The 20,004-nt window shown below is 66.1% G+C and carries 18 protein-coding genes and 2 tRNA genes; 19 read left to right on the forward strand and 1 reads right to left on the reverse strand.

Translation table 11 applies throughout. The annotated features are described in order from the left end of the window. The 17 genes from H6A21_RS08700 to arcC all read left to right on the forward strand — a co-directional run. On the forward strand, nucleotides 1–1,128 hold a 1,128-nt coding region (locus H6A21_RS08700), incomplete at its 5' end, for a LarC family nickel insertion protein (protein WP_204562358.1). Nucleotides 1,129–1,276: 148 nt separating this feature from the next. Then, on the forward strand, nucleotides 1,277–1,642 hold the full coding sequence (locus H6A21_RS08705; protein WP_204562359.1) for a hypothetical protein: 366 nt from the start codon (nucleotides 1,277–1,279) through the stop codon (nucleotides 1,640–1,642). A 118-nt stretch (nucleotides 1,643–1,760) separates the two neighbouring features. Further along, a complete protein-coding gene (locus tag H6A21_RS08710; RefSeq protein WP_204562360.1) occupies nucleotides 1,761–2,138 on the forward strand; it encodes a hypothetical protein in 378 nt (125 codons plus the stop codon). 42 nt (nucleotides 2,139–2,180) lie between these two features. Beyond that, a complete protein-coding gene (gene yfcE / locus H6A21_RS08715; RefSeq protein WP_204562361.1) occupies nucleotides 2,181–2,750 on the forward strand; it encodes a phosphodiesterase in 570 nt (189 codons plus the stop codon). A 3-nt stretch (nucleotides 2,751–2,753) separates the two neighbouring features. Beyond that, on the forward strand, nucleotides 2,754–3,632 hold the full coding sequence (gene mazG / locus H6A21_RS08720; protein WP_204562362.1) for a nucleoside triphosphate pyrophosphohydrolase: 879 nt from the start codon (nucleotides 2,754–2,756) through the stop codon (nucleotides 3,630–3,632). Nucleotides 3,633–3,850: 218 nt separating this feature from the next. Further along, a complete protein-coding gene (eno, locus tag H6A21_RS08725; RefSeq protein WP_204562363.1) occupies nucleotides 3,851–5,140 on the forward strand; it encodes a phosphopyruvate hydratase in 1,290 nt (429 codons plus the stop codon). 600 nt (nucleotides 5,141–5,740) lie between these two features. Further along, nucleotides 5,741–6,334 (forward strand): FtsB family cell division protein, encoded by a 594-nt coding sequence (locus H6A21_RS08730; RefSeq protein WP_204562364.1) that lies wholly within the window; start codon nucleotides 5,741–5,743, stop codon nucleotides 6,332–6,334. A gap of 9 nt (nucleotides 6,335–6,343) precedes the next feature. Continuing rightward, complete coding sequence (locus H6A21_RS08735; protein WP_204562365.1) at nucleotides 6,344–7,312, forward strand: hypothetical protein; 969 nt, start codon at nucleotides 6,344–6,346, stop codon at nucleotides 7,310–7,312. 13 nt (nucleotides 7,313–7,325) lie between these two features. After that, nucleotides 7,326–7,407, forward strand: a tRNA-Leu gene (locus tag H6A21_RS08740). A 226-nt stretch (nucleotides 7,408–7,633) separates the two neighbouring features. Next, entirely contained in the window at nucleotides 7,634–7,918 is a 285-nt protein-coding gene (locus H6A21_RS08745) for a PTS sugar transporter subunit IIB (protein WP_204562366.1), read from the forward strand. 57 nt (nucleotides 7,919–7,975) lie between these two features. Further along, on the forward strand, nucleotides 7,976–8,350 hold the full coding sequence (locus H6A21_RS08750) for a VOC family protein (RefSeq protein WP_204562367.1): 375 nt from the start codon (nucleotides 7,976–7,978) through the stop codon (nucleotides 8,348–8,350). Between the two features lie 338 nt (nucleotides 8,351–8,688). After that, nucleotides 8,689–8,775 (forward strand) — tRNA-Leu (locus H6A21_RS08755). A gap of 132 nt (nucleotides 8,776–8,907) precedes the next feature. Beyond that, a complete protein-coding gene (locus tag H6A21_RS08760) occupies nucleotides 8,908–10,077 on the forward strand; it encodes an Mbeg1-like protein (protein WP_204562368.1) in 1,170 nt (389 codons plus the stop codon). A gap of 100 nt (nucleotides 10,078–10,177) precedes the next feature. After that, a complete protein-coding gene (locus H6A21_RS08765; protein WP_204562369.1) occupies nucleotides 10,178–10,879 on the forward strand; it encodes a biosynthetic peptidoglycan transglycosylase in 702 nt (233 codons plus the stop codon). 91 nt (nucleotides 10,880–10,970) lie between these two features. Then, on the forward strand, nucleotides 10,971–11,942 hold the full coding sequence (locus H6A21_RS08770) for a CorA family divalent cation transporter (RefSeq protein ID WP_204562370.1): 972 nt from the start codon (nucleotides 10,971–10,973) through the stop codon (nucleotides 11,940–11,942). A 162-nt stretch (nucleotides 11,943–12,104) separates the two neighbouring features. After that, nucleotides 12,105–14,342: a MurT ligase domain-containing protein gene (locus H6A21_RS11005; protein WP_342636090.1), complete on the forward strand. Its 2,238-nt coding sequence runs from the start codon at nucleotides 12,105–12,107 to the stop codon at nucleotides 14,340–14,342. A gap of 499 nt (nucleotides 14,343–14,841) precedes the next feature. Then, nucleotides 14,842–15,804: a carbamate kinase gene (arcC, locus tag H6A21_RS08785; protein ID WP_204562371.1), complete on the forward strand. Its 963-nt coding sequence runs from the start codon at nucleotides 14,842–14,844 to the stop codon at nucleotides 15,802–15,804. 428 nt (nucleotides 15,805–16,232) lie between these two features. Here arcC and H6A21_RS11010 read toward each other — a convergent pair whose 3' ends face one another. After that, nucleotides 16,233–17,474, reverse strand: coding sequence for a C39 family peptidase (locus tag H6A21_RS11010; RefSeq protein WP_239462767.1), 1,242 nt, complete (start codon nucleotides 17,472–17,474; stop codon nucleotides 16,233–16,235). Between the two features lie 182 nt (nucleotides 17,475–17,656). Between H6A21_RS11010 and H6A21_RS08795 the strand changes: the two genes are divergently transcribed. Both H6A21_RS08795 and H6A21_RS08800 read left to right on the forward strand, forming a co-directional pair. Beyond that, on the forward strand, nucleotides 17,657–18,601 hold the full coding sequence (locus H6A21_RS08795; RefSeq protein WP_204562372.1) for a zinc dependent phospholipase C family protein: 945 nt from the start codon (nucleotides 17,657–17,659) through the stop codon (nucleotides 18,599–18,601). A gap of 127 nt (nucleotides 18,602–18,728) precedes the next feature. Continuing rightward, nucleotides 18,729–19,979 carry an MFS transporter gene (locus H6A21_RS08800; protein ID WP_204562373.1) on the forward strand — a complete coding sequence of 417 codons (1,251 nt, stop codon included), beginning with the start codon at nucleotides 18,729–18,731 and terminating at the stop codon, nucleotides 19,977–19,979. Nucleotides 19,980–20,004: the final 25 nt, after the last annotated feature.

Consider the following 20,004-nt stretch of genomic DNA (forward strand, 5'->3'; position numbering starts at 1 on the left):
GAGCACGAGCACGAGCACGAGCACGAGCACGAGCACGAGCACGAGCACGAGCACGAGCACGAGCACGAGCACGAGCACGAGCACGAGCACGAGCACGAGCACGAGCACGCGGGGCATCACCATCATCATCACGAGCATCGTGGGCCGGCGGACATCGCGCGCATCATCGATGCCACCGACATGACCGAGGGCGCCCGCGCGCTGGCGCATAAGACGTTCGACATCCTGGCGGCCGCCGAGGCGAAGGCCCATGCGGTGCCCCTCGACAAGGTGCATTTCCACGAGGTCGGCGCCATCGACTCCATCGTCGACATCGTGGCGGCAAGCGTGCTGCTCGATAGCCTGCATATCGCGCGCGCGATCGTGCCGGTGCTCGTCGACGGGCACGGCACCATCCGCTGCCAGCATGGCATCATCCCGGTTCCGGCGCCCGCTACGCTGAACGTCTGCACCGCCCGCGGCCTGCCGCTGCGCCAGGCCGATGTCGAGGGCGAGCTCGTGACGCCGACGGGCGCGGCGCTCGTGGCGGCACTCGACCCTGCGTTCACCTTGCCTGAGCGCTACCTCGTGCGCACGGTGGGCATCGGCGCCGGGAAGCGCACCTACGAGCGGCCCTCGCTGCTGCGCGCCCTGCTGATCGACGAGCTGCCGGGCGATGCCTCTGCGGCGCGCCCGAGCGCCGATATGACGCCTGCGCAGGTCGTCAAGCTCGAGTGCGATATCGACGACAGCACCTCCGAGGTGCTTGCCTACGCGGCCGAGGCGCTGCGTGAAGCGGGTGCGCGCGAGGTGCACTGGCTGCCCATCTTCACCAAGAAGGGCCGGCCGGCCTATCAGCTGCAGGTCATCGCCTCCCCCGAGGACGTCGAGCGCCTCGAGCTCATCATCTTCCGCGAGACCTCGACCATCGGCATCCGCCGCGTTGCCATGGACCGCACGGTGCTCGCGCGCGGCCTCGAGCGCGTCGAGACCCCGTGGGGCGAAGTGACGCTGAAGCGCGTCACGCTGCCCGATGGCACCGAGCGCTGCGCTCCCGAGTACGACGAGTGCGCGGCGATCGCCCGCGCAGCGCAGGTGCCCTTGCAGCAGGTGATGGACGCGGCGCGTGCCGCGGCGCTCGGCAAATAGAGGGGCGCGTTCGTTCCCGCGCGGTGGCACCAAACTACCCCGTCCCCAATGAGGACACGCGCCGCCCGTCCCGCCGCGCGCGGTACAATGCGTGGGGCGCGCCCGCTCGCCGGGCGGTGCGCATCCGCTTTGGGGAAGGAGATGCCCGATGTCAGTCATGCAACGAGCTTTCAAGGTGCTCTGCGCGCTCGCGATCGTGGGCGCCGTCGACCTGAGTATCACCGCGCGCGTGCTCTACACGTCCGGCTATCCCTTCGAGCCGCTTCAGCTGCTCACCCTTGCCCTCACGGTGATCTTCTCGCTGCTGCTCGGCATCTTCGGGCTGCGCACCGGCGGCGATCCGTACAAGGTGTCCAAGCTGTTTTTGCTCATCGTGCTGACGGTATGGGCGAATCTCGGCGGCCTGCTCATGCTCATCCTGAACGGCGAGGTCATCGTCTCCGTCATCATCAACGCGCTCATCGCCTTCGCGTTCGCCTACGTTGCGCACCGGGTGAGCCACAGCGCTCACTAGCGGCCGCCGGTGCCGCGCTGCCCTTCGGACCTTTCACGTGCCGGGTGCCGTCCGCGCCCCCACGTGCGGGGTATAAACCATCACAGCAGAAGTGATGGCCTACGGGAAGGAGCCGTTCATGTCGCAGAACCAAAAGATGTTGAAGATCATGAGCTTCGTCGAGCTGTTCATGGCAGTTGCCATGGCCGCCTGGACGGGCATGTCGTTCATGTTCGCGAACACCTCGCCGGGCCTTCTGCTCTCCATCTGCTCGCTTGTGTGCGCCCTGCTCGATCTTTATCTCGGCGTTTGGGGCATCGGCGTGGCCAACCGCCCGTCACGCGGGCTCGGCATATACTATGTGGGCATCACCTGGCTTGCCGTCGTGTTGAGCGCGGTGTCCGTGGTGGTGTACGTGTTCATCGGCGGCCTTGCCATTCCCGCCATCGCGAACCTGGCGGTTGCTGCCGTCTACCTCTACTGTGCCCGCCGGGTGCGCTTCGAGGAGTTGCGCTAGGGTTCGGGCACACGCGCCCATTTCATCGGAAAGGATTCGCGCATGAAGTTTCTGATCGCCTCCGACATCCATGGGTCGGCCTACTGGGCCGGCCGTCTTATGGATGAGATCGCCCGCCAGCAGCCCGACCGCGTGCTGCTGCTCGGCGATTTGCTCTACCACGGGCCGCGCAACGACCTGCCGCGCGACTACGCCCCGAAGCGCGTCATCCCGCTGCTGAACGATCTGGCGGCGGACGGGCGCGTCGTCGCGGTGCGCGGGAACTGCGAGGCCGAGGTCGACCAGATGGTCCTGACGTTTCCCTGCATGGCCGATTCCACCATCGTGCTCGACGACGGCGGCCGCCAGCTGTTCTGCACGCACGGCCACGTGTACGGCGCGGGCTTCCACAACAGCGTGGACAACCTGCCGGCGCTGCCCGACGGCTCTGCCATCGTGTACGGCCACACGCACGTGAAGGTGAACGAGGCGGTGCCGGCGCATCCCGGTATCTGGGCGTTCAACCCGGGCAGCGTGTCCATCCCGAAGGACGGCACGCACAGCTACGGCCTCTACGACAGCACGCTGCCGGTCGCCGAGGCGTTCAGCCACGTGGTGATGGAGGAGGAGTAGCCCATGTCAGACCAGCTGGAAGCCGACCAGGAGGCGCCCGTGCGCGACGAGTCGACGCTCGTCGACGCGCGCGAGGAGCTCCAGTCTCTCATCAACACCATCTGGCGCCTGCGCCAGCCCGATGGCTGCCCGTGGGACCGCAAGCAGACGCACGCGAGCATCGCGAAGAACATGATCGAGGAGGCCTACGAGGCGGTCGACTGCATCGAGGGCGACGACGTGGCGCATCTGCGCGAGGAGCTGGGCGACGTGCTCATGCAGGTCGTGCTGCACGCGCAGATCGCGGCGGACGCCGGCGAGTTCACCATGGCCGACGTCGCCCGCGAGATCGATGAGAAGCTCATCCGCCGCCATCCCCATGTGTTCGGCGAGCGCGAGGCGGCCACGAGCGCCGACGAGGTGCTCGATATCTGGGACAAGGTGAAGCTTGCCGAGAAGGAGGCGCGCGACGCCGACGCCGCTGCGGCAAGCGAGCGCCCGGACGGTCTGCTCGACGGCGTTCCCCGGTCGCTTCCCGCCCTCATGCAGGCGCAGAAGGTGTCGCGCAAGGCAGCTGCCGTCGGTTTCGAGTGGGATACCGTGGCCGATGTCTGGGAGAAGGTCGCCGAGGAGCGCGCCGAGTACGAGGCCGAGCCCTTGGGGTCCGCCGCGCGCGAGGCAGAGTTCGGCGATCTGCTCTTCGCGCTGGTGAACGTGGCGCGCAAAGAGGGCATCGACGCCGAAAGCGCCCTGCGGGCGAGCACGGCGAAGTTCAGGAGCCGCTGGGCTGCCATGGAGGATGCCGCCTTCGAGTGCGGGATTGCGCTCGGGAGCCTCTCGACCGCCGAGCTGAATGACCTGTGGGACGCCGTGAAGCGCGGCGAGCCCGAGGCGGGCGAGTAGCCGCGGGGCAGAGAGCGAGTGTGACGGGGGTCCGGTTTGCGCCGGGCCCCCGTTTGTTGCGGCGCGCGGCGGGGTAGTGGTCGATTCGTGTTCGTCCGACATTTTGCGCGTCCCGGCGTTGTTCGGGCGGAAATCGGGCATAATGAGAAAAGTTTGACACGGGTAACCTGTGCCCGACACATACGATTCCAGCTGGTTTCCAGCGGAAAGGACGCGACATGAGTGAGATTCTGGACGTCTACGGCCGCGAGGTGCTCGATTCGCGCGGCAATCCCACCGTCGAGGTCGAGGTCGTGCTCGACGACGGTTCGTTCGGCCGCGCCATGGTGCCCTCCGGCGCTTCGACCGGCGCTTTCGAGGCAGTCGAGCTGCGCGACGGCGATAAGGACCGCTACCTGGGCAAGGGCGTCACGAAGGCTGTCGATCACGTGAACAAGGAGCTCGCCGACGCCGCTATCGGCATGGATGCCTTCGACCAGCGCGCGATCGACGCCGCGCTGAAGGAGGCGGACGGCACGCCGAACAAGGGCAACCTCGGCGCGAACGCCATCCTGGGCGTATCGCTTGCCGTGGCGCGCGCTGCCGCTCAGTCCGCGGGCCTGGAGCTCTACCAGTACCTCGGCGGCGTGAACGGCCACGTCCTGCCCACCCCGATGATGAACATCCTGAACGGCGGTGTGCACGCCGACAACAACGTGGACTTCCAGGAGTTCATGATCATGCCCGTGGGCGCGCCCACCTTCACCGAGGGCCTGCGCTGGTGCGCCGAGGTGTACCACACGCTGAAGAACGTGCTCAAGGAGTCCGGCCACAGCACCGGTGTGGGCGACGAGGGCGGTTTCGCTCCCGACCTCAAGACGAACGCCGAGCCGTTCGAGTACATCACCCGCGCCGTCGAGGCGGCGGGCTACAAGCCGGGCGTCGACTTCATGTACGCCATGGATCCGGCCACGACCGAGTGCTACGACGCCGAGCGCGGCGTGTACGTGCTGGCCGGCGAGGGCCGCGAGCTCACGACCGACGAGATGATCGACTACTGGGCCGATCTCGTCGAGAAGTACCCGATCATCTCCATCGAGGACGGCCTTGCCGAGGAGGACTGGGAGGGCTGGGTCAAGCTCACCCAGCGCATCGGCCACAAGGTTCAGCTCGTGGGCGACGACCTGTTCGTCACGAACACCGAGCGCCTGAAGAAGGGCATCGAGATGGGCGCGGCGAACGCCATCCTCGTGAAGGTGAACCAGATCGGCACGCTTACCGAGTCGCTCGAGGCCATCGAGATGGCCAAGCGCGCGGGCTACGCCTGCATCGTGTCGCATCGCTCCGGCGAGACCGAGGACTCCACGATTGCCGATCTCGCCGTGGCCACGAACGCCGGCCAGATCAAGACCGGCGCCCCGTGCCGCTCCGACCGTATCGCGAAGTACAACCAGCTCATCCGCATCGAGGACGAGCTGTACACGAGCGCCCAGTACGCCGGCAGGGATGCGTTCTACAACATCCGGTAGAGCCGGCCACGCGGCACATACCTCCTGCGCGTGGGAGCATGCATGATGAACGGCGCTGGGCTGCGCGTGCGGCCCAGCGCCGTTTCGCATGACAGGCGGGCGCGCTGCGGACGGGTGGGGGGCGTTTGCGCCTGCCTGCCGCAATCCCTGCACAACTGAGACGGGGTCGCGTGGTATAACTTATGCATCTTATGCATCGCGCACACGTACCCCAATCACACAAGGCGCCCTATGAATGATTTCCGCAACAGATCCGTGTCGTTGGCCTCGCCGGAGCGCAGGCAGGACGGTCCCCGCCGCGCCGTGGCTCCGGGCTATGCCGCGCCGGTGGCCCTTGCCGCGCCGCGGCGCGCGGGCGGATCCGGGGTATCGGGTACGGGTTCATCGGGGCGCGGGGCGTCCGGTGCGCCCGAGGGGGCGTATGGCCGCGCGCGAACGGGAGCATCTGCCCGTTCCTCCGCCCGGCATGAGGGGCCGCGGGATTCCCGCACGAAGGCTTCCCAGGGGCGCTTTCGCGCGTCTGCCGGCAAGCAGACCGATCAGAACGCGCGCGCTGCGGTGCGCGCCGCCACGGGCCGTTCGCGTCGTCAGAGCGGCTTCATGAGGTATGCCGCGGACAACCGTGCCGTCCAAGCGCTCTACGGCTTCATCACGGGTAACACCAAGCCCTTGTTCATCGCGCTCGTGATCGCTGCGGTTATCGGCGGGCTGTATTTCCCGGTGCGCGATTTCTACGTGGCGCGCCGTACCGAGGACATCCTGAGCCGCCAGGTGGCGCTGCGCGAGGCCTACAACGACAGCCTGCAGTCCGACGTCGATCGCTACCTGTCTCAGGAGGGCATCGAGGAGGCGGCGCGCTCCGAGCTCGGCATGGTGCTTCCCGGCGAGACGCGCATCGAAGTGACCGGTCAGGACGATGGCGAGAGCTCGACGTCTGCCACGGACGGGGAGGGGTCCGGACAGGATTCCTCCGACGGGTCCGCCGATGGCGCGGATGCGTCGGGCACGGATGCGGGCCAGACGGATGATGAGGGCGAGGAGCAGCAAAGCGAGGTGCCCTCGACGGCGCTCGAGGAGGAGCAGACGGAGCTCGCCGCCGCCCAGGACGCCCCCTGGTACATTCGGGTACTCGATGCGATATTCTTCTTCGATGGCGTCAAAGGCCAGCCGAAGCCCTCGTCCACGACGAATTAGGAGGCGCTCATGCGCGTAGCGGCAGTCGATCTGGGTACGGTCTCCTCCCGCCTGCTCTTGGCGACGATTGAGGACGGCGCCATCGTCAGCTCGACGAAGGTGACCGAGATCACCGATTTGGGGCGGGGAGTCGACGCGACGGGACGCCTGAGCGACGATGCCATCGGGCGCGTTCTCGCCGCATGCGGCGGTTTCGTCCAGCGCATTGCGGACTTCGCGCCGGACGCTGTGTGCACGACGCTGACGAGTGCCGCCCGCGACGCGGGAAACGGTGAAGACCTGATCGGCGGCCTTGAGCAGCTCGGGCTGCGGCCCCAGGTCATCCCCGGCCAGATCGAGGCGCGTCTGACCTTCTACGGGGTGGCGCATGATTTTCCCGCCCGGCGCATCGCCGTGGCCGATTCGGGCGGCGGGTCGACGGAGCTCGTGATGGGAAGCTACGCGCCGGGCGAGCCGTTGACGCTCGGGCGCCTTCAGTCGCTGAACATCGGGTGCCGCCGTATCACCGACCGGTTCCTCGCGGGCGATCCGCCGACGCGCGAGCAGTGCGATGAGGCCTCCGCATGGGCGGCCGACGTGCTTGCCGGTTACTGGGAGGGCGCAGGCGAGCGCCCCGAGCGCCTGGTTGCCGTGGGCGGTACGGTGACCACACTGGTCGCTCTGGCAAACAAGCTCGCGGTCTACGACCCTGCGTTCGTGCACCTGCATGAGCTGACCGCTGCCGAGGTGGAGTCGTGCATCGAGCTTATGAGCGGTCGCACGGCAGATGAGATCGCCGCGCTTCCGGGCATCCAGGCGAAGCGCGCCCCCGTGATGCTCGGCGGTGCGCTCATCATCCGCGAGATCTTGCGCACCGGGGGCTACGATGCGCTCACGGTCAGCGAGAACAGCCTGCTTGTTGGCATGGCCACCACGATCAGCGAGGTGCTCGACGGGCAGGAGCCGGTCATTGGCTGGACGCCCTTGCTGTCGTGTTAAACTTCTTCCACATGGGGGCATGGCGGAATTGGCATACGCAGGAGACTTAAAATCTTCGGCCTTCGGGATTGTGGGTTCGAGTCCCACTGCCCCTACCCTGTGATTATTCGAACTGCATACGGCTCGCCCTCTGGGGCGGCATGGAAGGACGCGCTTAGGCGGTCGATGTCGGGCGTGATGCCGCATGCGCTCCGGGTGACAGGCCGCCTGCCGCTCACATGCCATATGGGCCGCTTTGGCGTAAAACAGTGCGGGCATGTATAGAGCGCGCGGCACCGAGACGTATCATGGGCGCATTCAAATGCTGCTGAAGGAGCGCTTGTGATAAAGATCGTCGTTTCATGTGGGTCGGGGGTTGTCACCTCGGCCATCGTTGCGCGGTATGTGGCCGATTTTCTCGACGCCCACGGCTATGCGGGGCGCTATGAGCTCGTGCGCTGCTGCATGGCCGATGCTCCCACCCAGTGCGCCGATGCGGATTTTCTCATCGCAACGACGGTCGCGCCCATGGGTATTACATGTGAATATGTAAGCGGCGTTCCGTTTCTCACCGGAAAGGGAAGAACGGATGTGGAGAAGCGGATTCTCGACCTAATGGCGAGATGAGAGCCGGCTGCGAACGCTATGTGCCCGCATCCGGCGCACAAGAGAGAGGATATCCAGATGACCCAGGCAAATGAGAGCCCGCAGGAGCTGTTCGGGATGCGCGTGGCGCACGTCGGCATCAACGCGAAGAACCCCGAGGAGGCGGCTCAGATCGCCAACGATTTCTCGGTGCTGATGGGCCTGCCGGCCTACGATACGCCCATCTCGGTGTTCTCGGGCACGGTCGTCGAGACCATGAAGGAGAACGGGCGCGGGACGCACGGGCACATCGGCTTCCATGTCGATGACCTGGAGGCCGCGGTGGCGTGGTTCGCCGAGCGCGGGCTTGCCATCGACGAGAGCTCGCGCAAGCTCGCTGCGGACGGCTCGACGCGTCTTGTGTACTTCGATCGCGAGATCGGTGGGTTCGCCATCCATCTGACGACCGACTAGGCGACAAGCAACCTGTGCGATGGCCGCGGGACGTCCAGGGCGCCCCGCGGCCTTCTGCTGTATGAAGATGGCGCGCCGTGCCGCAGGTGTCTTGCGAGGGCTTGTGCCCTTGGTATCCGGTTTCGCGTCAGCTCGGTACGAAGCGCCGACAGCCAACTTGCCAACAGTTTCGCTAACAGCATCACTTAGCGAGACTGTTGGCAAGTTGGTTGCGGTCGCCTGCGTTGGTGCTCGGAGGTGCGCTCTTGGGCGGCGACGCGCTGCGATGCGACGGCGGCTCAAAAGTTTCTAAAATTTCCCTTGCGCTCGCGCGGCGATTTGCTATTCTAGAACAGCACGCGGGCGTGGCGGAATTGGCAGACGCGTATGGTTCAGGTCCATATGGGGGCAACCCCGTGAAGGTTCAAGTCCTTTCGCCCGCACCATAAGAGATTGAAGGTTCCAGCAATGGGGCCTTTTTTCATATATGTGCACCGCGCTGCGATGCGACCCTCCCAGCATCCCCATGTGTCCATACGGGTACAAGATGAACAATCGACCGCAGGGAGCTGCCGTTCATGTTTTCACTCATCTCGTATCTGGAATCCGAATTCGCAACGTTCGACGAGAAGCCGTTGGGCGAGGTGGACGCGGCGGTGTTCTCGCAGGCGGCCATGCTGAACGGCGAGGGCATCGTGCCCTCTTTTCCCCGTGTGCGCACCGGGCTGATTCGGCGCCTGCAGGCGGTGCTCGACCCGGGGGTCACCACGGCGCGTTTCGTCGACCTCGATCGGGCCGAGCGCTATGCTGGTATGTTTACCGGCCTCGTGCCCGATGACATCAAGCGCTGCCTGCACGCGCTCGTCGCGAGCCCGCGATTTCGGGACGTGGCGCTCTCCGGGTTCAGCCGCGTGGTCGACGAAGCGTCGCATACGCAGTTCATGGCGACGACGTATATCTGGCGCGACGCCTTCGCTTGCGTTTCGTTCGCCGGTACTGATGCCTCTCGCACCGGGTGGCGCGAGGACCTCGACATGGCCTATCGCAACGAGGTGGGCGCACAGCGACTGGCGCGCGAATACCTCGAGCGCGCGGCTTCACGCCTTTCGGTTCCGCTGAATGTCTGTGGGCATTCCAAGGGCGGCAACCTGGCCTTGTATGCAGCCCTGACGTGCTCCGATGAGACGCGTGCGCGCATCGCGCACGTCTGGACCCTCGATGCTCCGGGCTTTGTGCGCGGGCGCTTCGGCGAAGACGACTACCGCAAGCTCGACGGCAAGGTGAGCCGCATCGTGCCGGAGGAATCGACGGTGGGAATGCTGCTTTCGTGTCCGATTGAGGCTGCGCCGATCGTCAGCTCGGCGTCCGGTCTTGAGCAGCACAGCGCGTTTACCTGGCAGGTGACAGACGGCTTGTTTACGCGCGCCGACCATCTGAGTGATTACGCGCGCTCCGTGCACGAGGTGGTGGAGGGCTGGCTTGCCGATATGGGCGCGGACGAGACCCGGCGGGTCGTGGAGGCGATAGATGCCGCCATCACGGCTGCAGGTGTCGAGGACATAGGTGAGCTGTTCAGGCCGGGGCGGGATATCGCCGGCGGTATAGTCGAGGCGTCGAAGCGGATGGAGCCCTCGTCGCGTGAGGTGTTGGGACGGGCGCTGGGCGATCTTGCCGCGCGCGTCATGCGCCGCCTGGGCGACGACGTGGCGGCAAGCCTGCCGTGGGTCCGGCGACGCCCCGCATCATGAGGGCAGGCGCCCTACGTTACAAAACTGTTCGCAAATCCGGCATGTTCGTCCTTCACGCGGGGCCGTTCCTTCGGGACAATATCCAACGAGGGGGTGACCCATGAAGACGGTTGCGCAGATAGCCCGGTATGCGCTCATCGCGGTGCTTGCCGCCGTTGTCGCATGGTGCGCCATCACGGTGCGCGACGGCTACGCGCTCTATCGTGAGGCGCTGGGGCGCCAGAGCATCGAGGAGGCCGTGGCCGAGCTGCGCGAGACGCCCGGGTACACGCCCATCGAGGAGCTGCCGCAGCGCTACCTCGACGCCGTGGTCGCCATCGAGGATCATCGGTTCTACGAGCACGGGGGTATCGACGTTATCGCGATCGGGCGCGCGCTGCTCGCCGACATTTCGACGCTGAGTCTGCGCGAGGGCGGCAGCACCATCACGCAGCAGGTTGCCAAAAACCTCTTCTTCACGAAAGACAAGCGCTTCGAGCGCAAGGTCGCCGAGGTGTTCATGGTGCATGACCTTGAGGCCGCCTACGGCAAGCGCGAGATTTTGGAACTCTACGTGAACTCGGCGTTTTTCGGCCGCGATTACACGGGTATCGGACAGGCGAGCTGGGGCTATCTGGGCCATGCGCCCGCCGAGATGGACGACTACGAGTGCACCCTCATGGCGGGGTTCCCCAATGCGCCCAATCTGTTCGCGACAGATCCAAAGGCCGCTGCGGTGCGTCAGCAGCTCGTGGTGCAGCAGATGGAGCGCTACGGGTTCGATGCGGGCGAAGCGGCGCCCGCGAGTGCGCAGGCGGGCTGAGGCCGCCCATCCGCCGCGCGAGCATTCGGCGGCGTTTTCCCCTGCGCGAGCGGGTACAACTTCTCATATGGACCGAGGAGGTGGCGCGCGCATGCGCATATGGCATATCGACGATGGCGGGCTGAAAGAGGGGGCGCCTGCCGTGAATGCAAAGAGCAGTGCGCGTATCGAGGTGCTGGCAGCCGACGATGCGTCGCTTGGTGGCGTCGGGCACGATGCCCAAGAGGTGTTGCGCCAGCTGCCGCACGCGGCGATTCCCTTTATGGAGCACCTGCCGAGCGGTGCCGTGGGCGTCATCGCGGCGCCGAGCGAAGACCCGCACGCCGCGCCGCGAGAGCGCATGGGTTTTCTGCTGGAGTGCGACCGCATCCGCTTCATCGGCGCGCCCGATGCCTGCTGCCGGGCGCTTACGGCGCTCGAACATGACCGCGCGCCCATTCAGAGCGCGGCGGGAGCACTCTGCGCCCTCATGCGCTATACGGTGCGCGAGCACCCGGCGGCGCTTTCCAAGGTGCGCTCCGACCTCGAGGAGCTCGAGGAGCGCCTGCTGGAAGGGTATGGGCGGGTCGACCGGCGCCGCATGATGGCCGACATACATCGTATGCTCGGTCTCGATACGCTCTACCAGGGCATGTCCGATATCGCCGGCGAGCTTTCCGAGAGCGGCGAGGGCCTGGTGCTGGACGGCGACCGCCTGCGCTTTCGCGCGCTCGGCCGGCAGCTCGACCGGCTCGCCGCGCGCCTGGAGTCGCTGCAGGACTACAGCCTGCAGCTCAACAGCCTCTATCAGGAGGGCATCGACATACGGCAGAACACGGTGATGCAGTGGCTGACGGTGGTCACGACCATCTTCATGCCGATGACGTTCATCACGGGCTGGTACGGCATGAACTTCCCCAACATGGTCCTGCCGCATGCGGACTGGGGGTATCCGCTGGTCGTTGCCGTGTGCATCATCATCGCCGTGCTCGAGATCCTCTATTTCCAGCGGCGCGGCTGGCTGCACTTTGGCGGACGCGCGCGCAAGCGCCGCTCTCGCGAGCACTACGGCAAGCGTGCGTGAGGGCTTCGCGTGCGGGTACGCCACGCTCTCGCGCACGCTGTTTGCAGATGCTCTGGAGAAAATGGCGAGAGCTTGCGAAGCCCATGGCAGGATGGGGGCGCGTGATATGCGTGCCGTATAATGAGGCGTTCAGGATTCATCCGATCGGGAGGAAGACACGCAGTGAGTGCTGCTACCTCGGGCCGTCGCGGGCCCCGTTTCCATCTCGCCATGGCGGCGTCCAAGGCCGCTGCGGCCGCCCTCAAGCTGATGCACCGTAACGCGGGCCAGATGCCCGGTGTCATCGCCGAGGCCATCGACCCGTCGTTCATCGACCATATCGACAAGCCGGAGCACATCGTGTTCGTGTCGGGCACGAACGGCAAGACCACCACGAACAACCTGCTGAACGACCTTCTGGCCGACAACGGCGTGGGGCTGATCGATAACCGCGCGGGTGGCAACATCTTGACGGGTATCGAGAGCACGTTCGTGAAGAACGCTGATCTGTCCGGGCACCAGCGCGTCAACACGGCGGTCATGGAGCTCGACGAGCTGTCGTTCCGCCGCGTGCTGCCCTACGTCACGCCCGAGATCATCCTCGTCACGAACCTGTACCGTGACTCGTTCTCGCGCAACGCGAATCCTGACTTCATCTTCTCGGTCATGAGCGAGCACATCCCGGCAGAGACGAAACTCATCCTGAACGCCGACGACCTCATCAGCTGCCGTCTGGCCCCGCAGTGCAAAAACCGCGTCTACTTCTCGGTGGGGTCGCTCGCCGAGGACACGGCCGAGCCGCAGGGCATCGCGTGCGACCTGACCGCCTGCCCGGAGTGCGGCGGCAAGCTTTCGTACGACTACTGCCACATGCGCCATCTGGGCCACGCCCGGTGCACGTCGTGCGGTTTCACCAACCCTGAGCCCAGCTACCTCGTCACGGCGGTCGACCGCGCGGCGCACACCTTCACGGTGCGCGAGTGTGCGGCTCCCGGCACGCCGAGCTACACCTATCGCTTCGGCGTGTACTCCCTGACGAACCTGTACAACCTGTTCGCGGCGACGGTCGTGGCCCGCGAGCTCGGCCTTTCGCCCGAGGCGATCGCCGCCTCGCTCGAGCGCGGCATCAACGTGACCGCAGCGCGCTACGCCGAGCAGCAGGTGGGTGCGAAGCGCCTTGTGGCGCTCGCCTCGAAGGGCGAGAACAGCACGGCGACCTCGGTGGCGCTCGACACCATCCGCCGCGAGCCGGGCGACAAGATCGTGATCCTCATGCTCGCCGACGCCCACAAGGCGGAGAGCCCGGTCAACACCGAGTACATCGGCTGGTACTACCAGTCCGACTTCGAGTATCTGTGCGACCCGGCCATCAAGCAGGTGGTCGTGCAGGGCGTGACGTCTGAGGACCTGCTGCTGCGCCTGCGCCTGGCGGGCGTCGACCCCGCGAAGCTCGCTATGGTGAAAACCCCCGAGGAGGCGGCCGATGCCGTGGACCTCACGCGCGCCGACTCCATCTTCTGGGCGTACGACATCTTCAACGGCGGAGACGTGGAGAAGAGCCGCACGCGCCTGATCGAGCGCATCGAGGCGGCGGGCGGCGCGTGCGCCGCCCGGCCGAGCGAGGGCGCCGAGGCACCTGCGGCGGACAGCCCGGTCTCGCCGGAGCAGGGTGCGCCCGTAGGCGCCCCGGTCATCGAGGTGCTCTTCCCCGAGTACGGCAACCAGGCGGGCGAGAACGGCAACGTCATGTACCTGCGCGCCTGCCTGCCGCACGCCACGTTCGTGGAGACCTCGCACGGCGACACGCCCTATTTCGCGAACGCGCGCCCCGACCTCATCGTCATGTGCGGTATGACCGAGCGCCAGCAGGAGACCGTCATCGAGCAGCTGCGCCCGTACCGCGATCGGCTCGCCGAGCTCATCGACGAGGGCGTGCACATGCTCTTCACGGGCAACGCGCCCGAGGTGCTGGCGCGTTCGATCGAGGACGCGCGCGGCAGCCGTGTCGAGGGCCTGGGGATTATCGACGCGGTCGTGAAGCGCGACATGGCGTCTCGCTACCTGAGCGTCGAGGTGGGCATGTTCGCGCCCGCGGAGGGCGTCCAGCCCATCGAGGTCGTGGGCTTCAAGATCCAGTTCACGCAGGTGGAGGGCGACAACACCTTCTGCCCCTTCCTGCACAACGGCGTGGGCTGGGGCCTGAACGAGCACAGCAAGCTCGAGGGATTCCGGGTGAACAACCTCATTGCCACCTGGATCATCGGGCCGCTTCTGCCGATGAACCCGCCGTTTACCGCCTGGCTGATCGGCGAGATCGCCGGCGCGGACGAGGTGCACCTCGCGTTCGAGCCCGAGGCCCGCGCGGCGTACGAGAAGCGCGCGCGTGAGCTGCGGACGCCCGGCATGCACCTGGCGTACTAGGGCGGTGGGCGAAGGCGGGCTGCTGGAGCCCTTGTCCGTCCAAGACATCCTTTTGCTTCGTGAGGGGCCATCGGCTGCGGTCGATGGCCCCTTCTGCTATCGGTGCCGCCTGCCGGGACGTGGGCGCCTGCGGCCACGTGCCGTGCGTGACACACCGCGCGAAAGGGGAGGGCGCTTCGCGGCAGCACGCGCTTTAGCCCGGTGACGCACCCGTGAATGAGATGAGATAGATATGCATAACAGTAGTGGTCTAGAGGAGTTGATATCCACTGACAAGGAGGGATAAGAACGGATGATGGGCGGTTTAAACTGGTCTGTTTACCTGTGAATATACAGTTTTACCTCGAAATCATACGTTGGGCGGCAAAAAAGATACCGTTCACCGGAGAGAGGGGAAAAAATGAATAAAAACGGGCCTGCTGAGTATACTCAGAGATGTACGTGAGAGCGTGCGGCGCCCGTTTGCGAGGCGCGCGCAGCGCAGGGAAAGGAGTCACCTATGTCCAAGCCTTTCGGCAAGCCCGACCGCATCGTCGTCGCGTTGGGCGGCAACGCCTTGGGCGATACGCCCGCTGAGCAGATCGAGCGCGTCAACCATGCCGCGCACGCGCTGCTGGGTCTGATCGAGCAGGGTAACGAGATCATCATCACCCACGGCAACGGCCCGCAAGTCGGCATGATCCAGAATGCCTTCGCCGCGGCGCATGACGCCATCGGCACCCCCTCGATGGACCTGCCCGAGTGCGGTGCCATGAGCCAGGGCTACATCGGCTATCACCTGCAGCAGGGCATCGGCCGCGAGATGCATCGCCGCTACAAGCGCTGGCACGCCGCGACGGTCGTGACCCAGATCGAGTGCGATCCGGACGACCCCGCCTTCCAAAATCCCACGAAGCCCATTGGCCCGTTCTACACCGAGGAGCAGGCCAAGGAGATCATGGCCGAGAATCCCGAGATGACCTTCGTCGAGGACTCCGGCCGCGGTTGGCGCCGCGTCGTCGCGTCCCCCGAGCCCAAGAAGATCGTCGAGGCCGACTCCATCCTGAACCTGCTCGACAACGAGTTCATCGTCATCGCCTGCGGTGGCGGCGGCATCCCGGTCGTCCGCGACTACAACGACAAGGGCTGCTACAAGGGCGTTGCGGCCGTTATCGACAAGGATATGGGCGGCGAGCTGCTCGCTGAGGACTGCGACGCCGACGTCCTGTTCCTGCTGACCGCCGTCGACCATGTGGCCATCAACTTCGGCAAGCCCGACCAGAAGGACCTCGAGGAGATCTCTGCCGACGAGGCCGAGAAGTACGCCGACGAGGGCCAGTTCGGCAAGGGCTCCATGGAGCCGAAGGTCCGCGCTGCCATCAAGTTCGCGCGCTCCCGCAAGGGTCGCATCTGCATCATCGGCGCTCTCGAGAAGGCTGCTGAGACCATGGCCGGCCTCTCCGGCACCCGCATCTACGCGTAACGAGCCATTCTGCGAAAAACTGCTCCTCTCCTTTCCCCGGTGGCCGCCTTCGTGCGGCCATCGGGGTTTTGCATGCCGGGAGACGCGAGCGAGACGCTGTGGCACCGCGCCGGGCACGGTGGAGCGGGGTGCCGAATGCGCTGGTTGGCGTTTCCGGAGTGCCTAGGGGACCGGTCCGGGGCACCCGAGCGGTCGATTCGCGCCCGGCAGCTGCTACGTATGTGCGCTTTTAGGTTTCCGCTGCCGCGCCGCGCTGTCTCGGCCGGGGACTCGGGGGCAAACGCCCTGTTGGCCGGCCCATGCCCCGGTGGCATTTTGGCACAGCGTCCCCAAAGGAGCCTAATATCGGCAATATGTGGCAGCGGGCGGGCACGAACCCTCCGTGGCGCCACGGAGGCGCCTGCGCGGAAGCGCTGAATCAGCGCCTTTTAGTAGCTCGAATAGATCCAGGCGACGTCGGTTTGGTTGAGGACGCGCACGATGTCCCATTTCCGAGCGCTGCGCTCGGGGCTGTTGGGGTCGTAGACCTCCACCATGGCGCGGTCGTCGATGCTCTTCAGGATGATGAAGTGGCCCACGTTGGTGAAGTCGCCCGGATCGACGACGCAGACGACGGGGTTGCCGGCGCGCAGGGCCCCCTCGATGGTCTCGCGGGTGGGATCGACCATCTCGCCATAGAAACCAAACGCTGCGGCGGCCTGGGTCATGAACGACCACTCGGTGGCGCCGGTCGGCGCGTAGTTGTTGTAGTCGGCCCATGCCGCCATGGTGCCGGGGTCCATGTCTTTGCTGCCCGTGAAGTACACGTAGAGCATGGTCATGACGGTGGGGCCGCAGGCGTTTTTGGCGACGGTGCCGCCGCCGTAGGGCAGGTTCGCCCAGCGGACGTCGGTTTGGTAGAGATGGGGCATCTCGCCGGCCTGCCACGCGTCCGGGTCCGTGGAGACGGGGAACGCAGTGGGGTTGAGAAGGGGCAAGTCGAGCAGGGGCATCTCGGTCTCGGGGTCCAGGCCGACGGGGTCGTGGGAGACGAAGCTCGAGCCTACGAACAGCACGATAGCGAGCGCCAGGCTCGTGACCGCGATGGTGATGGGGCGCAGCGGCGCGCGCGAGGGGGCGGCGCTGTGGCTCACGTACGGGGAGCGCCGCCGGCTGCGCGCATCCGTGTGCCTGACGCGGTATCCGCCCCGGCCGCGGTTGCGCGCCGAGGAGTGGGAGAGCGGCTGGCCGATCACCGAGCCGCCCCGGCCGCGCGAGGGCGCGCGCCGCAGCTCGGAGGTGCCGTCGTAGCCGGGAAGGGAACTGCCGCGGGGTGCTGCCGTCCCGGACCGGAAGGTCTTGTGCAGGTGCTGGGTCTCTGCTGGACCGCGTCCGTGCGTGCGATGGCGCCGGCGCGAGGTTGGTTTTGGTTGGAACAGGCTGCGCACGGCGCCCACGAGGGCACCGAATGCCCCTGCGATGCGCTGGAGGATGCCGCCGCGGGTGCGGGGCGCCGCCGGTGCGGTGCGCGACCGGCTGCTATGACCCGCCTGCGTGCGGGCGCGCGGCTCGTACGGCGCGTTGTTTGCGCGGGGCGCGCGGCTGCCGGCGCCGCTTATCGCATCGTTCGATGCGGGTTCAGCGGGAGGTCGACGGGAGGAAACGAGGCGCACGTTGCGAGGGCTACCCATGGGCGGCCTCCTTTCCGCGTGACCGATGTGCTCGTGGTTTCTATCTTAGCGCGCCCGGCGCGCAGGTGAGCCGACGCGACGGGTGTTTAGCTCGCGGTACGCGGCGAGAGAGCGCGCTTGTGATCGCTGAGCGCTCGAGATGGGCATAATAGGCGCGATGGACTCATATGAGAAGGATCGCTATGCCTGCGTTGATTACGCATCATCTGTTCGGCGAGGAGAGCATCGAGCGCCTGCCTGCCGGTATCGTGTCGTCCGAGGAGGAGCGCATCGCGTTTCTCATCGCGAACCAGGGTCCCGACCCGTTCTTCTTCCGCGTCCGCACGCCGCATGCGCGTGAATGCATGACGTTCGCCCAGCGCATGCACGCCGCGCGCATCTCCCGTCAGTTCAGCGCGCTGCGCGAGGGCGTGAGCAGCCTGCCTGCGCACGATGTGGGCGTCGGGCGGGCGTTCGCGCTCGGTATGCTCTCCCATTACGCGCTCGACCGCTGCGCCCATCCGTTCGTCTACGACCAGCAGTGGGGCATCCAGCGCATGGACGAGTCGCTCGCGGGCGCGGGAAGCAAGGTGCACGCGGTGATCGAGAGCGATCTGGACGTGCTCATGCTGCAGATGAAGCGTGCGGGCGCCACGTGCGCCGACTGCCCACCGGTCTCGGAGCTCGTGACGACCGGTCGGGTGAACAAGGTCGCGGGCGCGCTCACGAGCTTTGTCGCGCGCAGCGTCTACAACCTCGAGGTCGGCGCGGCCGAATACGGCGGCGCGGTGGCGGACATGCAGTTCGTCTACCGCTTGATCGAGCCGGCGGGATCGCTTTCGGTCCGCGTGCTCGGAGCGCTCGAGGGGCTCGTGTCCAACTACTCTATACTCACCTCGCTTTCGCACCCCGTGTGCGATGAGGCGCCCGCTGCGACCGGTAACCTGAGGCATCTGCCCTGGTCGAACCCCTATACGCACGAGGAGTCGCACGAGAGTTTCCCCGAGGTGTTCGCGCGCGCCCTCGACGACTACGCGCGCCTGGCCGAAGGGTTCATCCGCGGCGAGAACATGGCCGCCCTCACGCGGCACACGAACTATTCCGGTCGCGTGCTCGGCTCCGACGAGGAATACAACGGGGAGGAGTAGACGGGGCCCGGGTGCCCCGTCCCGCCCGCGCACGGACGGGGCGGGGCGCATCTGACGAAAACCTTACGTTTCGGCATCGGCGCCTGCCGTACCATAGTTCGAAGGCGAACGACGGCGAAAGGACGCCATGAACTACACGAAACTCGAGCGCAACTGGGTCATGTACGATGTGGGCAATTCCGCCCTCGTGCTGCTCAACACCTCGGTTGTGCCCATCTACTTCAACGCCATCAACACCGGCGCCTCCGCCGTGGAGATGGTGAGCGCCTGGGGCAACGCGCAGACGATCTCCTCGCTCGTGGTGGCGCTCCTCATGCCCATCCTGGGATCGCTCGCCGACTTCGCGGGCAACAAGATCAAGTTCTTCCTGGGCTTCTTCCTGACCGGCCTCGTGCTGTGCTTCGCACAGGCCATCCCCATGGGCGCTTTTCCGTTTCTGTGCGTCTACGTGCTGTGCACCATCGGCCTGAACTCGTCGATGACGTTTTACGATGCGATGCTGCCTGATGTGACGACCGACGAGCGCATGGACAACGTGTCCAGCTCCGGGTACGCCTGGGGCTATATCGGCTCGTGCATCCCGTTTCTCGTCTGCATCGCGCTCATCATGCTGGGGCCGAGCGTGCTCGGGCTCGACATGATGCTCGCCACGCGCCTGTCCTTCGTCATCACGGGCGTCTGGTGGCTGGCCTTCACGGTGCCGCTGCTGCGCACCTACAAGCAGCGCTTCGGCAAGGAGCTCGCGCCGGGCGAGACGTTTGGCTCCGAGGTCGCCAAGACCATCCGCGGCATCTTCGCCACCATGCGCCGCATCGCCTCGGACCGTGCCGTCCTCATCTACATGGTCGCGTACTTCTTCTACATCGACGGCGTGCACACGGTCATCTCCATGTCCACGACCTACGGCACCTCGCTCGGCATCGACTCCACCCAGCTCATCTTGGCCCTGCTCGTCACGCAGTTCGTGGCGTTCCCCTCGGCGATCGCCTACGGGCGCATGGCGGGCAAGTTCGGCACGCTGCGCATGATCATCATCGCGGTGATCGCCTACGTGTGCATCGTGATGTTCGCCGCGTTCTTCTTGACCTCCGCTGCGGAGTTCTGGATCCTGGCGCTCGCCGTCGGCCTGTTCCAAGGCGGTATCCAGGCCCTGTCGCGCAGCTACTTCGGCAAGCTCGTGCCCAAGGAGCGCGCCAACGAATACTATGGCTTCTTTGACATTTTCGGGCGCTATGCGAGTGTCATGGGAACTCTGCTAGTATCGAGCGTGACGTGGCTCACGGGGAATCCTTCTTTAGGAGTGCTTTCCATCGGGATCCTCTTGGTTGTGGGCCTCGTCATGCTAGTAAAGCTCTCCAGCATCCGAGGCATGGCCTAGCCGCCCGGCGCCACGGTTAACCTTC

The sequence above is a fragment of the Collinsella tanakaei genome (genome assembly GCF_016902615.1).
Classification (GTDB): domain Bacteria; phylum Actinomycetota; class Coriobacteriia; order Coriobacteriales; family Coriobacteriaceae; genus Collinsella; species Collinsella tanakaei_A.

Excerpts from the sequence above, each read along its gene's own strand:
- H6A21_RS08705 (WP_204562359.1), top strand. The coding sequence starts at position 1,277 with ATGTCAGTCATGCAACGAGCTTTCAAGGTGCTCTGCGCGCTCGCGATC.
- H6A21_RS08710 (WP_204562360.1), top strand. The coding sequence starts at position 1,761 with ATGTCGCAGAACCAAAAGATGTTGAAGATCATGAGCTTCGTCGAGCTG.
- yfcE (WP_204562361.1), top strand. The coding sequence starts at position 2,181 with ATGAAGTTTCTGATCGCCTCCGACATCCATGGGTCGGCCTACTGGGCC.
- mazG (WP_204562362.1), top strand. The coding sequence starts at position 2,754 with ATGTCAGACCAGCTGGAAGCCGACCAGGAGGCGCCCGTGCGCGACGAG.
- eno (WP_204562363.1), top strand. The coding sequence starts at position 3,851 with ATGAGTGAGATTCTGGACGTCTACGGCCGCGAGGTGCTCGATTCGCGC.
- H6A21_RS08730 (WP_204562364.1), top strand. The coding sequence starts at position 5,741 with ATGAGGTATGCCGCGGACAACCGTGCCGTCCAAGCGCTCTACGGCTTC.
- H6A21_RS08735 (WP_204562365.1), top strand. The coding sequence starts at position 6,344 with ATGCGCGTAGCGGCAGTCGATCTGGGTACGGTCTCCTCCCGCCTGCTC.
- H6A21_RS08750 (WP_204562367.1), top strand. The coding sequence starts at position 7,976 with ATGACCCAGGCAAATGAGAGCCCGCAGGAGCTGTTCGGGATGCGCGTG.
- H6A21_RS08760 (WP_204562368.1), top strand. The coding sequence starts at position 8,908 with ATGTTTTCACTCATCTCGTATCTGGAATCCGAATTCGCAACGTTCGAC.
- H6A21_RS08765 (WP_204562369.1), top strand. The coding sequence starts at position 10,178 with ATGAAGACGGTTGCGCAGATAGCCCGGTATGCGCTCATCGCGGTGCTT.
- H6A21_RS08770 (WP_204562370.1), top strand. The coding sequence starts at position 10,971 with ATGCGCATATGGCATATCGACGATGGCGGGCTGAAAGAGGGGGCGCCT.
- arcC (WP_204562371.1), top strand. The coding sequence starts at position 14,842 with ATGTCCAAGCCTTTCGGCAAGCCCGACCGCATCGTCGTCGCGTTGGGC.
- H6A21_RS11010 (WP_239462767.1), bottom strand. The coding sequence starts at position 17,474 with ATGGGTAGCCCTCGCAACGTGCGCCTCGTTTCCTCCCGTCGACCTCCC.
- H6A21_RS08795 (WP_204562372.1), top strand. The coding sequence starts at position 17,657 with ATGCCTGCGTTGATTACGCATCATCTGTTCGGCGAGGAGAGCATCGAG.
- H6A21_RS08800 (WP_204562373.1), top strand. The coding sequence starts at position 18,729 with ATGAACTACACGAAACTCGAGCGCAACTGGGTCATGTACGATGTGGGC.